This is a genomic window from Clostridium sp. AF32-12BH (genome assembly GCF_003477935.1).
GTDB lineage: Bacteria > Bacillota > Clostridia > Lachnospirales > Lachnospiraceae > Brotaphodocola.
The window spans coordinates 35,075-49,253 of record NZ_QUEH01000009.1 but is presented as its reverse complement, the minus strand read 5'-3'; the positions used below and the strand labels follow the sequence as shown (position 1 = coordinate 49,253).

General features: G+C 47.1%; 11 protein-coding genes and 1 riboswitch. Of the genes, 7 read left to right on the top strand and 4 right to left on the bottom strand.

Annotated elements, in window-relative coordinates; genetic code table 11:
- Positions 1-28: 28 nt before the first annotated feature.
- A complete protein-coding gene (locus DWZ40_RS10475) occupies positions 29-904 on the bottom strand; it encodes a LysR family transcriptional regulator (RefSeq protein ID WP_118542995.1) in 876 nt (291 codons plus the stop codon).
- 275 nt (positions 905-1,179) lie between these two features.
- Here DWZ40_RS10475 and DWZ40_RS10470 point away from each other — a divergent pair, with 275 nt between their 5' ends.
- Together DWZ40_RS10470 and DWZ40_RS10465 are read left to right on the top strand one after the other, a co-directional pair.
- The gene (locus DWZ40_RS10470) at positions 1,180-2,133 is read left to right on the top strand and encodes a M14 family metallopeptidase (RefSeq protein WP_243035307.1); all 954 of its coding nucleotides are present in this window, start codon (positions 1,180-1,182) and stop codon (positions 2,131-2,133) included.
- Positions 2,130-3,065: a M14 family metallopeptidase gene (locus DWZ40_RS10465; RefSeq protein WP_118542994.1), complete on the top strand. Its 936-nt coding sequence runs from the start codon at positions 2,130-2,132 to the stop codon at positions 3,063-3,065. Before DWZ40_RS10470 ends, DWZ40_RS10465 begins: the two co-directional genes overlap by 4 nt.
- 46 nt (positions 3,066-3,111) lie before the next feature.
- On the opposite strand, the gene DWZ40_RS10460 is transcribed toward DWZ40_RS10465, so the two are convergent.
- Entirely contained in the window at positions 3,112-3,936 is an 825-nt protein-coding gene (locus tag DWZ40_RS10460; protein WP_118542993.1) for a YihY/virulence factor BrkB family protein, read from the bottom strand.
- Positions 3,937-4,130: 194 nt separating this feature from the next.
- Here DWZ40_RS10460 and DWZ40_RS10455 point away from each other — a divergent pair, with 194 nt between their 5' ends.
- The 4 genes from DWZ40_RS10455 to DWZ40_RS10440 all read left to right on the top strand — a co-directional run bounded on the left by DWZ40_RS10455 (position 4,131) and on the right by DWZ40_RS10440 (position 9,083).
- Complete coding sequence (locus tag DWZ40_RS10455) at positions 4,131-5,882, top strand: ABC transporter ATP-binding protein (RefSeq protein ID WP_118542992.1); 1,752 nt, start codon at positions 4,131-4,133, stop codon at positions 5,880-5,882.
- Between the two features lies 1 nt (position 5,883).
- On the top strand, positions 5,884-7,638 hold the full coding sequence (locus DWZ40_RS10450; protein WP_243035306.1) for an ABC transporter ATP-binding protein: 1,755 nt from the start codon (positions 5,884-5,886) through the stop codon (positions 7,636-7,638).
- 15 nt (positions 7,639-7,653) lie between these two features.
- Positions 7,654-8,208 carry an anaerobic ribonucleoside-triphosphate reductase activating protein gene (gene nrdG, locus DWZ40_RS10445; protein WP_118542990.1) on the top strand — a complete coding sequence of 185 codons (555 nt, stop codon included), beginning with the start codon at positions 7,654-7,656 and terminating at the stop codon, positions 8,206-8,208.
- A 155-nt stretch (positions 8,209-8,363) separates the two neighbouring features.
- The gene (locus DWZ40_RS10440) at positions 8,364-9,083 is read left to right on the top strand and encodes a biosynthetic peptidoglycan transglycosylase (protein WP_347560070.1); all 720 of its coding nucleotides are present in this window, start codon (positions 8,364-8,366) and stop codon (positions 9,081-9,083) included.
- Positions 9,084-9,150: 67 nt separating this feature from the next.
- On the opposite strand, the gene DWZ40_RS10435 is transcribed toward DWZ40_RS10440, so the two are convergent.
- Positions 9,151-9,786, bottom strand: a complete 636-nt coding sequence (locus tag DWZ40_RS10435; protein ID WP_118542989.1) for an N-acetyltransferase — start codon at positions 9,784-9,786, stop codon at positions 9,151-9,153.
- A gap of 88 nt (positions 9,787-9,874) precedes the next feature.
- A complete protein-coding gene (locus DWZ40_RS10430; RefSeq protein WP_118542988.1) occupies positions 9,875-11,998 on the bottom strand; it encodes a M28 family peptidase in 2,124 nt (707 codons plus the stop codon).
- A gap of 265 nt (positions 11,999-12,263) precedes the next feature.
- On the opposite strand from DWZ40_RS10430, the gene DWZ40_RS10425 reads away from it, so the two are divergent.
- Positions 12,264-13,661 carry a DNA/RNA helicase domain-containing protein gene (locus DWZ40_RS10425; protein ID WP_118542987.1) on the top strand — a complete coding sequence of 466 codons (1,398 nt, stop codon included), beginning with the start codon at positions 12,264-12,266 and terminating at the stop codon, positions 13,659-13,661.
- Between the two features lie 95 nt (positions 13,662-13,756).
- Positions 13,757-13,871: riboswitch (FMN riboswitch) on the top strand.
- Positions 13,872-14,179: the final 308 nt, after the last annotated feature.

Here is a 14,179-nt window from a genome sequence, read left to right as displayed (position 1 = left end):
AACGTTTTATGAAACAGAAATGGAGATGCTACAGCATCTCCATAAATTGTTTTGCGGCCTGGGAAATCGGCAGATTTTCATTGCTTGCGACAACCAGCTGACGGGTTGGGAGTTCTTCCTCGATCTGAACACGGAAGAGACTGCGCTCATTTTCTGAAATACAGTAATCCGGAACGAAAGCGACACCAAGACCAATGCGTGCAAGGTCGATCAGCAGATCGTTGCTGGAAAGTTCAATCTCCGGTACCAGATCCAGCTGATGGCGCTGGAACATGCTGTGCAGGAATTCGCTGGTAGTGCTCTTGCGGTCCAGCATGAGGATTGGGAATTGCTTTAAGTCTTTCAGACTGACGGTTTTCCCTTTTAATTCCTTATATTCTTCGTTTGCGACAAAGAGATCTTTGAATTCCCGGATGATCCGCACGTTCTGTGTGTTGGAAAGACCGGAGTTCGGATAATTGGTGATGGCAAAATCGACCTGACCGGACTCCAGAAGCTTTGCACAGGCAATGGATGTCTGATTGGTAACTTTGATATGCACGTTTGGATAGCGGCGGTGGAATTCCTTTAAGTATGGAACCAGATAGTAGCGGCAGATGGTGTCGCTGGCTCCGATACGCAACTGACCGCCGTTTAACGTGTTGGCTTCCAGAAGCTGGTTCTCACCCTGCCGGATTAAGTTCATGGCAGGTTCAATATGCTTAAGGAGAATCTCGCCTTCTGGTGTCAGTTGGACCCGTTTTGTGCTGCGGATAAAAAGCGGCTGGTTCAGCTTCTTTTCCAGAACCTTGATGGACTGGCTGACTGCAGACTGGGAAATAAACAGCTGTTTTGAGGCCTCCGAGAAACTTAAGGTGTTTGCTACGTGGTAAAATACTTTATAAAGTTCATAATTGATATCCAATATTAGTCCTCCTTATAAAACCATGGCTATTTTATCACGCTGCTGATGGGTTTGTAAAGAGGAAAATCAAATTGACAAGATATGCAAACAGGTGTATAGTTTCAGTAAATACGCGGATGTGCACCGGTGCATCTGCAATATGTACTGCAAGTAAAGGCGCTTGAGATGAAATTCAGGCGCCTGTTTTCTCGGGCGCATAGAACAAAACAGACAAAGAGTCATTCCTGTTTGAACATGCCTGAATAGCAGACAATTTATATAAAGGTGGAAGAAACGTGAAACAAGACGATACGATAAAAGTCGTAACAGAAGTAGGACTTGCTGTAGATGAAAAGCTCCGGATCTTGAAACATGTGATCGAACCGGAGCAAAAAAACGGAAAGGAAAAACGGATCTGTATTGTGACCGGCACGCATGGAGACGAACTGGAGGGTCAGTATGTGTGTTATGAGATCAACCGGATCCTGAAAGAACAAAAAGAACATTTAAAGGGAATCGTAGAGATCTATCCCGCATTAAATCCCCTGGGCGTGGATTCCATATCCCGGGGAATTCCTATGTTTGACCTGGATATGAACCGGATCTTTCCGGGAAGCGAGGAAGGCTCCGTGGCGGAGCATGTGGCAGCAAAAATTGTGGAGGATATCGCCGGTGCAGACCTTTGCATCGATATTCACGCCAGCAATATTTTCCTGAGGGAAATTCCGCAGGCGCGTGTCAATGTCAATACCAAAGAGACGCTTCTGCCATTTGCCACGCGTCTGAATCTGGATTTTGTGTGGGTTCATGCGGCTGCCACGGTTCTGGAATCCACGCTGGCCCACAGTTTAAACACCATCGGAGTGCCGACGGTCGTGGTGGAAATGGGTGTCGGCATGCGGATTACGGAAAGCTTCTGTCATCAGCTTACCGATGGTATTTTCTGTGTTATGAAAGACATGGGAATCTGGGATGGCGATGTGATCGAGCCAAAGGAACCGATCGTTTCCGATGACGGGGAAGTTGGGTTCTTAAATGCGGAGCATCCGGGCATCTTTGTACCATGCGTGGAGCACTGGAAAAATGTAGAACAGGGACAACTCATCGGCCGGATCCTGAATCCGCTGACTGGGGATGTGGCGCAGGAAGTCAAGGCATCGATTCACGGGATGCTTTTCACCCTGCGTGAATATCCGGTGGTATCCTGCGGTTCCCTGATCGCACGCGTGCTGGGAGGTGACTACCATTGAGGAAAGAAAAAGTATTCACGCTGGAAAACTGTTATCGGGATGATATGGATGTTTATGGCTTCCATTTTGGAAAAGGGGAAAAGTCTGCCTGTATCGTGGGTGCCATGCGCGGCAATGAAGTGCAGCAGCTTTACATCTGTTCCCAGCTTGTAAAAGCATTGAAAGAACTGGAGGAAAAGGGCGCGATCGTGCATGACAATGAGATTTTAGTCATTCCTTCGGTCAACCACAGTTCCATGAACATCGGAAAGCGCTTCTGGGCAACGGATAATACCGACATTAACCGGATGTTTCCGGGGTACAATGCCGGTGAGACGACCCAGCGGATCGCAGCAGGTGTATTTGAGGCGATTCAGGGATACAATTACGGAATCCAGTTTACCAGTTTTTACCTGCCGGGCGATTTTGTCCCGCATGTGCGTATGATGGATACCGGATACCAGAATGCCAGCCTGGCGAATCTGTTCGGTCTGCCTTATGTGGTGATCCGCCATCCGGAGCCGATCGATACGGCAACCCTGAATTACAACTGGCAGATCTGGAATACCAATGCGTTTTCTGTGTATACCAGCGCCACCTCAGTGATCGACGAAAAAGCAGCCCGCATGGCGGTGGCTTCGGTTCTGCGTTTCCTGACCCGCATGGGGATTCTGCGCTATACCAGCCACAGCGGCTATATTGCGAGTGTCCTGCGGGAAGACGATCTGACCAATGTAAAAAATGATCTTCCGGGTCTGTACCGCAGACATGTGGAACCAGGGCAGGAAGTACACCGGGGAGAAGTACTGGCTTCCATTATCGATCCACTGGAAGGTGAGACGATCAGTCAGATCCTTTCACCGACCGACGGAATCGTATTTTATGCGTATCATGAGCCGACGGTCATGGAAGGCACGATCATTTTTAAGATCATTCGCAGACTGCATGAATAAAGGAAGGGACGCGTTCGCTGACATTGGAACCGGGAGTGTTTAAAAGTTAAATATGATAGTGTGATTTCTCCAGAAATCCGTTTATTTCTGCTCCGATGAAAAGAATACAGATACAGATATAAAGCCACAGCATGAGCAGGACAACGGCTGTCAGGCTTCCGTACATGTAAGAAAAATTGCTGAAGTGCGTAAAATAAATGGAAAAGGCATAGGAAAAAATAAGCCATCCGACCGCGGTGAAAACAGCTCCCGCAAGCTGCTGCCGCGGTTTTTGCTTTTTTGCCGGAACAATGGTATAAAGCCCGACGAAGGTAAACAGGAATACAGCCAGGGCAAACAGGGCACGCAGACTGATGATAAGGCGGGCAGCCGGTGCAAGGATCGGAAGATACCGGAACAGGAGACGTTCAATGTTTTTTCCGAAGATCAGAAGAACCAGGGACATCACACACACCAGCATAAAAATAAGGGTATACATGGAGCATAGCAGCCGCTGGAACACATAGTTGCGCCGTTTGAAATCCCCATAGATCCGGTTTAATCCGCGCTCAATGCCAAGCATCCCCTTGGAAGCAGACCAGAGGGCAGTCAGGGCAGTTACCGACAAAATGGTGCCGGGAGATTTGATATACAGATCATCAACAATGCTTACGATCAGGGAGTGCAGCATTTGCGGCATGATGCGGACCATGACGGCGAGCAGATCAGACTTGCCGACATTGGGCAGACACTGGATCAGAGTTAAAAGCAGCATGATAAAAGGGAAAAAGGCGGTTACAATAAAAAAGGATGCCTGTGCCGCATACACGGTAATTTCATCCTTTACGCACCGGTCCCATATGTGTTTACAGTGAAAAAACAGAGAAATCATAGATGGAAAGTTCCTTTCGCATTGGACAGACTGTGCTTACAAACCGTCATCTCCAAATTTATAACATCATAGTATCACGCAGATAAAAATATGGCAAGGATCGCTTCTTGTATGGACTGGAAAAAGGTGGTATAATAACAAAATCCTCTTTTGCGGGATGCAAAACAGAAACCTAAGATAACAGGAGGGGTACCATGAAGAGGTTGTTGCATTACTTGAACGACTACAAAAAAGAGTCGGTGCTGGCTCCGCTCTTTAAAATGTTAGAAGCCAGCTTTGAATTGTTTGTGCCGTTGGTTGTGGCACAGATTGTTGATGTAGGTATCAGAAATCAGGATACAGGTTATATCCTGAAAATGGGAGGAATGCTGTTCCTTTTGGCATTTATCGGTCTGGCATGTTCCATCACCGCCCAGTATTTTGCGGCAAAGGCAGCCGTCGGGTTTGCCACGGGCTTAAGAAACGACCTGTTTGCCCATATTGGAAGATTGTCTTACAGTGAGCAGGATACGATCGGAACTTCTACGCTGATCACGCGTATGACCAGCGATATTAACCAGGTACAGTCCGGCATGAATCTGGCGCTGCGCCTGCTCCTTCGTTCTCCGTTTGTTGTGTTTGGCGCCATGGTCATGGCATTTACGGTAAATGTAAAAGCAGCCATGGTTTTTGTTGTGGCGATTCCGGTTCTTTGTGTCATTGTATTCGGCATCATGCTGATCAGCATGCCGCTGTATAAAAAAGTACAGAAACAGCTGGACCGTGTAACCCAGGCTACACGGGAAAACTTAACCGGCGCAAGAGTCATCCGCGCGTTTAACCGGCAGGAAGATGAGATCAGAAACTTCGATGAATCCAACAGTCTGCTGGTGAAATTCCAGGTTTTTGTAGGAAAAATTTCTGCACTGATGAATCCGCTGACCTACGTTGTCATCAACCTTGCGATCATTGCAGTTGTCTGGATTTCTGGTAAGCAGGTAGATGCAGGAATCATCACACAGGGTCAGACGGTGGCACTTGTAAACTATATGTCCCAGATCCTGGTTGAGCTGATCAAGATGGCAAACCTGATCATTTCCATCTCCAAAGCTCTGGCTTGTGCAAACCGGATCAACACGGTTCTGGATGAAAAGAGCAGCATTGTAAGTCCGGCCGAAGGGATGGAGAAAACACCGGAGGTGTCTGCAGATCCGCAGAAAGCGCCGGCAAAAGTTCAGTTTGACCATGTGAATTTTCTTTATAAAGGAGCAAAGGCAGATTCTTTGACGGATATCCGTTTAACCGTAAAGAGAGGTCAGACCATCGGTATCATCGGCGGAACCGGATCCGGAAAATCTTCCCTGGTGAACCTGATCCCGCGTTTTTATGATGTGCGGGAAGGTGCAGTCCTGGTAGATGGTGTGAATGTCAAAGATTACAAGCTGGAAACCCTGCGCGAAAAGATTGGTGTCGTTCCGCAGAAAGCCATCCTGTTTAAAGGCACTCTGCGTGAAAATATGAAATGGGGCAAAAAAGATGCTACTGACGAGGAAATTTACCGTGCACTTGATATTGCCCAGGCCCGCGAGTTTGTAGACAGCAAGGAAAAAGGACTGGATCTTTATATTGACCAGGCCGGAAAGAATTTATCCGGCGGACAGAAACAGCGTCTGACCATTGCCCGTGCCCTGGTGCGTGATCCGGAAATTTTAATTATGGATGACAGTGCATCTGCCCTGGATTTTGCAACCGATGCAAAGCTGCGTATGGCGATCCAGAACGGCACAAAAGACATGACCGTGTTTATCGTATCCCAGCGTGCGACCACGATTCGCCATGCAGACCAGATTGTGGTTCTGGACGATGGTGCCGCAGTGGGTATCGGTACGCATGAAGAACTGTATGAAAGCTGTGAAGTATACCGCGAGATCTGTCTGTCCCAGCTTTCTAAAGAGGAGGTGCAGTAAGGTGGCAAAACTTGATATCGGAAAACACAAATCGACCTTAAAGCGGATCCTGAATTACATTGGCAGCTATAAGTGGCTTGTAGTCCTTTCTCTGGTCCTTGCAGCCGTGACGGTAGCGACTACGCTGTATGCGCCGATTCTGGTCGGAGAGGGCGTAGACCTGATCCTAGGTCCGGGCAATGTGGATTTTGCAGGACTGTTTGTGATCCTTCGGAAAATTGCAGTGATCATTGCCATTACGGCCCTGGCCCAGTGGCTGATGAACCATATCAATAACCAGATCACGTACCGGGTGGTAAAGGATATCCGTACCAAAGCATTTAACCATTTGGAAGTTCTTCCGCTCAAATACATCGATTCCCATCAGTACGGCGATGTGATCAGCCGGATCATTGCAGATATCGACCAGTTCTCTGAGGGACTTCTGATGGGCTTCACCCAGTTATTTACCGGTGTGCTGACAATCCTTGGTACGCTTGGCTTTATGTTTATGGTAAATCCGTTCATCACGCTGGTTGTGGTCTGTGTGACACCACTTTCCCTGTGTGTAGCGAGTTTTATTGCCAAGAAGACCTATTCCATGTTCCAGCTGCAGTCAAAGACCAGAGGTGAGCTGACTTCCCTGGTAGACGAGATGGTAGGAAATGAAAAAGTCGTGCAGGCATTTGGCTATCAGGAAGAAGCACAGAAACGTTTTGAGGAGATCAATGGACGCCTTCAGGGCTACAGCCTCCGGGCTATTTTCTTCTCCTCCATTACGAATCCGGCAACCCGTTTTGTCAACAGCATCGTCTATGCCAGCGTTGGCGTAGCAGGCGCTTTTGCAGCAATCCGTGGGCTTTTGTCAGTCGGACAGCTTTCTGCATTCTTAAGCTATGCAAACCAGTATACCAAACCGTTCAATGAGATTTCCGGCGTGGTAACAGAGCTGCAGAATGCGCTGGCGTGCGCAGCTCGTGTGTTTGAGCTGATCGACGAGCCGCAGTTTACCCCGGAAGATGCAGATGCGGTCACGCTTCAGAATGTAGACGGCAGTGTGAAACTGGAACATGTCAATTTCTCTTACACTCCGGATACATCCCTGATCGAGGACTTAAACCTCGATGTAAAGCCGGGACAGCGTATTGCAATCGTAGGACCGACTGGTTGTGGAAAGACAACGATCATCAATCTGCTGATGCGTTTCTACGATGTGGTCAGCGGTTCTATCAAAGTGTCTGGCGAAGATATCCGTCATGTCACCAGAAAGAGTCTGCGTACCAACTATGGTATGGTACTTCAGGAAACCTGGCTGAAAGCAGGAACAATCCGGGAGAACATCGCTTATGGAAAACCGGATGCAACCGAGGAAGAAATCATTCAGGCAGCAAAAGAGGCGCATGCCCACAGCTTTATCAAGCGTATGCCGCAGGGATATGATACCGTGATCTCGGAGGATGGAGGAAATCTTTCCCAGGGTCAGAAACAGCTTCTTTGCATTGCCCGCGTGATGCTGTGCCTGCCGCCAATGCTGATCCTGGACGAGGCAACTTCCTCGATCGATACCCGTACGGAGATCCGGATCCAGAAAGCGTTTGCGACCATGATGAAAGGACGTACCAGTTTCATTGTGGCGCACCGTCTTTCCACGATCCGTGAGGCCGATGTAATCCTGGTTATGAAAGATGGTCACATTATTGAGCAGGGCACCCATGAATCCCTGCTTGCCCAGAATGGTTTTTATGCGAACCTCTACAACAGTCAGTTCGCAGGTTAATGAGGAGTGGTGAGTATGAACTATGCAACAATCAAACCAGTTGATATTGCAAATGGTCCTGGCGTGCGTGTGTCGCTGTTTGTCAGCGGCTGCACGCACCACTGTAAAGGCTGTTTTAATGCCCAGGCCTGGGATTTTCATTATGGTGAACCCTTTACAGAAGAAATCTGGGAACAGATCTTTTCGTATCTGGATCATGACTATATGGAGGGAATCACCCTGCTTGGCGGCGAACCCATGGAGCCGGAAAATCAGGAGGGACTGCTTCCATTTGTAAAAGAATTAAAAAAACGTTTTCCGGACAAAAGCATCTGGTGCTTCAGCGGATATGATTTTGAAAAAGACGTTCTTGGGCGAATGATGAAAGAATCCAGGATAACCCGGGAACTGGTTCCGCTGTTTGATGTGATGGTCGATGGAAAATTCGAAGAAGAGAAAAAAAATTTAAGCCTGAAGTTCCGCGGTTCAGAAAATCAGCGGATTCTGGATGTAAAGCGTTCTTTGAACGAAGGAAAGGCAGTCTGGGCAGAACAGTACCGTGAAAAGAACAAATCTCTTGACGGAATGTAAGATTTTTGTCAGAATGTTCCAATTCCCGTCAGAATTGTAGGAATAGTGTCAGAATCGCTAAGGGAACGGTAAAGTCTTAAGCCCCTTCATTGTGCTAGAATGATGTCATAAGAAAACAAGACAGAATTCAGACAGCGCAGATGAGGGGGCTTTTTATGATGAGCAGAATGAAAATTGCGAAATGGATGTTTGCATTTGCCTGCACGATCTTTGCAGGATGTGGATTTAGCTTAGCCGGAGAGGGCTATGGTTTATACAAAAACGCAGTAGAAGAAGTAAGTCTGGAAGAAAAGGTTGCAAAAATCCGCAGCCAGGAGAATTTTACTTCCATAGAGGAATTGCCGGAGACTTATGTACAGGCTGTGATATCAGTCGAAGATCACCGTTTCTATGAGCATGGGGCATTGGATCTGATCGCCATTGGACGGGCTATGTTCAACGATTTAAAGGCAGGCCGTTACGTAGAGGGTGGAAGCACCATTAGCCAGCAGCTTGCAAAGAATCTTTACTTCTCCCAGGAAAAAACCATGAAACGCAAAGCGGCAGAAGTATTTCTGGCATTCGAGCTGGAGCAGAAGTATACAAAAAATGAGATTTTAGAGCTCTATGTCAACAGCATCTATTTTGGAGATGGCTATTACAGCATCGGAGAAGCCAGCGAAGGATATTTCGGAAAATCGGCTTCCCAGATGAATGATTACGAAGCTACACTTCTGGCAGGCGTGCCAAACGCACCGTCCAGATATGCACCAAGCAAAAACCTGGCCCTGGCTGAAAAACGTCAGCAGAAGGTAATCAGCCGCATGGAAGCATGTGGATACTTAAACGATCAGGCAGCCAGTGTGATGAGTGCAGAACTTCTGGCACTGAAATGAGAAAACAAAACCCCAGGGACAGTGTGATATGATATGTTCCCTGGGGTTTTGTCTATGATTTTTTCATTTATTGGATCTCACGAATCATGCAGTACTGCTTTAACGGGAAATTCTGCTTCATGATCCCATAAACCTTAAAACCAAGATTTTTGTAGAATTCCACGTTATGTTCATTGTGTGTTTCCAGCGAAATCATCATGCGGTGTTCATCGGCATAATCGATGGCTTCCTGCATGAGGTGCGCTGCAATGCCGTGGTGCTGCATATTTGGATCGACAGCCAGATAGATGATGTGAAGCCGCTGCTTCTGATGAAGCTGGTCTGTCCAGCTGGAGTTTAAGTAATCGCCACCCTTTAAAAAGTTATGGAAGGTTTTTAACGATGGATCCTCTTTGATGAGATAGGTATCGGTCTGAAGGGTTGCGCGCGCTTCTGCAAAGTAAAACTGGAAGATGTTGTAAGGCTCCGCTTCATCGGAAACCACCAGGATTCCGTTTAAATCTGCACTGTCCGAAAAAATCTCACAGGTTTCATAAAATTCGTCCATATCGCAGTGGAAAAGCTCAGGCATGAGGCGTTCCCGGATTTCCGGATCCGGGATCAGGGTCTCATAGAGCGGATCATGCTTGAAGCAGGTATATAAAAGTTTTTCCAGTTTCGGCAGGTCTTCACGCTGTACGCGGTATAGTTTATCGCTTTCCATAATGTGTTCAGACGGGAGACCGTCTGTCCTTTCTTTTGTTTGGTAATATGTAGTATATCGGATTTCGTCTGTTTTGCTTCTGGTATCGTCAGATTAAAAACTGGTCATGAACCAGGCACTGGATCCGGTCTGTCGTCTGGATCAGCAGACGGCACTGGTCCTGGAAGATCCGTTCCAGATGACTGATCTGCGCAGAAAGCTGAAGCTCCTCCGGGGCAGTCTCTTTTTGCGCCAGCAGTGTTTTCACCAGAGCATACAGGTTCTCATGCGGCATCAGGCGTTTGTATCCCCATTTCAGGCGGTTCTGCGGCTGGTTTAATACATAATCGGTAAAGTGGTCATAAACTTCCTGATCGAACATGAATGCGTAAGCATTGTTATCGACCTGGTAGAGTTTGCGAAGGGCAGAAGAGAGCTTCTGCTCTTTTAAGTTTGCGATCGCTCCTCCGATGAGGCGGATATTCTGAAGCAGGATTTCGTGCGGATAGTGCACATTTCCATACCAGTCAATGCGGACCAGCTCATCCTGCGCACACTTGAAGCGTCTCAAAGCTTCCTGCTCGGCTTCCCTTGACTCGCTAAATAAGACTTCGGCTTCCTCTGTTTTTCCTTCGGCCAGAAGCTCCTGGTAACGGCTGTTTGTATGCATGCGGGATTCATAACGGTCTTCTGCAACTTCCTGTGCATGCTTTAACATGTCTTCCAGATTCGCGATTTTTTCCACGAGAGAGGCCAGTGTCATGGGACTGATCAGGTCCATGGCAACAAATGGGCGGAGAATCTCTTTGGATGCGGCATATCCGTCTAATGCACGTTTCATAACCGGGGCAGAGCATAACGGGATCACGCAGGTCTCGTCCAGGGCAGCGACAAGAAGGGCAAACAGCTCGTGGTGAAGCCGGTAAACCTGCTCGTCATAAAATGCATCGTTATCAAACTGGGAATGATAATGGGTCTCCATAAAGCTGCCGCCGGTAAAGTCATTGACCATGGACGGAATTCCGGCAATTGCCATGGAAAAATCATCCGACCAGGTCTCAATCGGAGAAGTAATGCGGGTCTCCTCCGGGTATGCCTGGGTCAGATCTGGAAGTTCGGAAAGATATTCCTCCAAAAAGCGGGTATATTCGTAGCAGCTGCGGATGCGGGCACGGGTGCCGTGTGCAAGCGCCGGAAGCTCAAAGTTTAAATCGGCGATGACCTTTCCAACCCACTCCGGATGCGCGGTAAACACCTGCTCGTAAGCGCCGGTCGACCAGTCGAAGTTGGAGTCTACAACCCCCCATTCCTCTGCAGCCATCGCACAGATTACAATGGTGTTGTTTGGCTTCATGCCGCTTTTTAAAAGTGCTTTCGCGATTCCAAACATCAGCGCAACCGCGGTGTTATCGTCCTGGAAACCACTGAAGTAAGAGTCATAGTGGGCAGATAACAGGATCATACGGTCTGCATGCTTTCCCGGAATCGATCCCACGATATTGTAAGTGGTGCAGTCACGGGTTACGCGGCTGTCTGCATCCAGGGTTACGGTAATCTCGGAAGTAAGCGCGGTATCGCCTGCAGGGGCATCCGCATCTATGTGTGTGTTAGAAGCAGCTTCTTTTGCAAGGAGCAGACTCTTTAACGGGTCTGCATCTTTTCTGGAGATAGAAAACGCAGGCGCATTTTCCGGTCCGGCGATATCCTGCGCATTCAGCGCCTCATCGTCAATCTCGCCGTAGCCGCCGCTCTGTACAGCGATCAGCGCGGCAGCACCTTTTAAATGAGCCTGATAGACCGGATAATTGATCCACCATTCGTCTCGCTGGTTGATGTCGACCAGAACCAGCTTCCCGGTAATGTCTTTGCCTTCGTAGTCGGCAGCAGTTCCTTTTCCGAGATACATCAGGGAAAAGTCTTTCGGACCATCGGTCACAAAGGTGGTCTGGTAAGCACCGAGCTGAATCTCGTGCCGGGTCCCATTTTCATCGGTATAGGAAAGCACTGCCTTTTTAAATTCCCAGCCGTCTACCTTTATGGCATCTTTCGTGACGTTGGAAAGACCGATGGCTTCCATTTCCTGTTTCAGCATTTCGCCGGTCTCAAATTCTGCTTTGGAACCGGCCGGCCGGTAACCAAGCACTGGGTTGGAGCGGAACTGTTCCATGCGCTTCGCCAGCGTATAAGAATAATTTATATCAAGGTTTTCTAGGATTGATTGTTGTAAATTCATGTGGGTTAACCTCCGTTTGTGCAGTCGATTCCGTGACGAAGTCACGTGACTGCTTTGCCGTTTCATTATAGCACTGAATAGCGGAGGAGAAAAGGAAAATGGAGAAAAAAGAATCAGGTCAAATTAGAATGGCAGATTGTTCGGGATTTGTTTGTGTGGTATGATGAAGCTATGAAAGGCATCCTGGCTATTGGGGCAGTAAAGCCAGAGGCAAAGCGCAGATGAATCAAAACTGGAAGAATATAGCGGAGAGAGTAAGGAAACAATGAAGTCAATACCAATTTATGCACTGACAAGAGAACAGAACCTGACCAATCTTACCAAACTGGAGTATCATTTATCTGAACGAGAAAAGCCACTGAAGTTTCGTACATGGGAACTGAATAGCATGAAAGCCCTGGTAGATCAGCTGGAAGCTCATATGGAGCATGTATACCGCCTGCGCTTTTTCTACTCCTTTCAGATTCCACGGCTTGGAAAGGAATTTGACCTGCTCCAGGTGAAGGAAAACCAGATTGTAAACATTGAACTGAAAAGCGGTGCGGTTTCCGAAGATGCCATACGCAGGCAGCTGATACAGAACCGCTATTATTTGTCTGTACTTGGAAAACCGATCAAATCTTACACTTACATCAGCAGTCAGAACCGGTTGGTGCGTCTGACAAATCATGACCATATTGCTGACACAGACTGGAAACAGTTGTGTGAGGAATTGCAGGAGAAAAGCCCAGAATACACGGGAAATCTGGAAACATTGTTTCAGGCGGAATGGTATCTGATCTCGCCGCTGACACAGCCTGAACGTTTCCTGAGAAAGGAATATTTTCTGACAGCGCAGCAGAAAGATATCGAACGGCAGATTCTAAGAAGAATCAGGACAGAACGAAGAGGGTATTACTGGTTTTCTGGGCTTCCAGGAACGGGAAAAACCTTGCTCCTGTATGACATTGCCATGAAACTTTCTGTCCGGCAAAAGGTCTGCATGATTCACTGTGGAACTTCCGGGCAGAAATGGAAAAAACTTCATGAACGCCTGCTGCGTATGATCTGGATTTCGGATTCGCAAATTACAGAAGAAACAAAATTAGATGAGTACAGTGCCGTTCTGGTTGATGAAGCACATTTACTGAGTCAGGATGTATTACATAGGATTGTAAACCTGGCTGGAAGTCGTCCGGTTATTTTTTCCAGTGACGATGAGAGCCCGGTTTCACCGGAAGAAGCGGATCAAAGCATAAAACAGGAGTTGGAAAATCTTGCTGAGGTTTGGATGTTTCGTCTGACAAATCGGATCCGGACCAATGCGGAACTTTCAGCTTTTATTCAAAATATGATGCATCTTCCAGAGCGGAAAGTTACCAGACACTTTCCAAATGTTACTGTGTTTTATGCCAACAATAACCAGGAAGCAGAAAATTTGATTCAGTATGCAAAAGAACAGGGATATCAACTTTTGTCAGAACATATGGTAACAGGAAAAACACCGGATTGCTTGGCAGTGATGTTGGATGAGCAGTATTTCTATGATGAGAATAAATATTTGCGCTCCGAAAATCATACTGTGCGGAAGCTGTTTCATCAGCTGAATGGTGCAAAAGAAAAGCTGCTGCTGGTTGTAAACAATAATTTCCAGCTTTATGATGTGCTTTTGGACCTGTTATAGTTTCATGAATCTGGATTCACACAGGATTACACCAATTTTACACCATATCTTGACTTTCCTATAGAAATGTGCAATAATACCACTCGTAAAAAGCATAAAGTCTTCAGGGCGGAGCGAAATTCTCCACCGGTGGTAAAGCCCACGAGCCGCAAGGCATGATTCGGTGCAATTCCGAAGCCGACAGTATAGTCTGGATGAAAGAAGAATGATCGTGTATTTCTTATATTTTTGAAAATACCGTATTTGTGATAACCGCTCTGGAATGAAAATTTCAGAGCTTCTTTTATTTCATAGGAATTGTGTTTTATGAAACAAATGGAACATGCAGATCGCATTTTTCGTGATTTCGTGAGCAGGAACAAAGAGAGTTCTTTTTCATGATTTGGAAAATGGTTTACAGGATACGGAAAATTCAAAAATAACGGAAAAACAGTACAAAAAGAAAAGCAAGTTCTGAAGAATATTGATTCTTTGGATCTGCTTTTTTCTGTATTGCATAACTCAGAAGTATCTGTGGT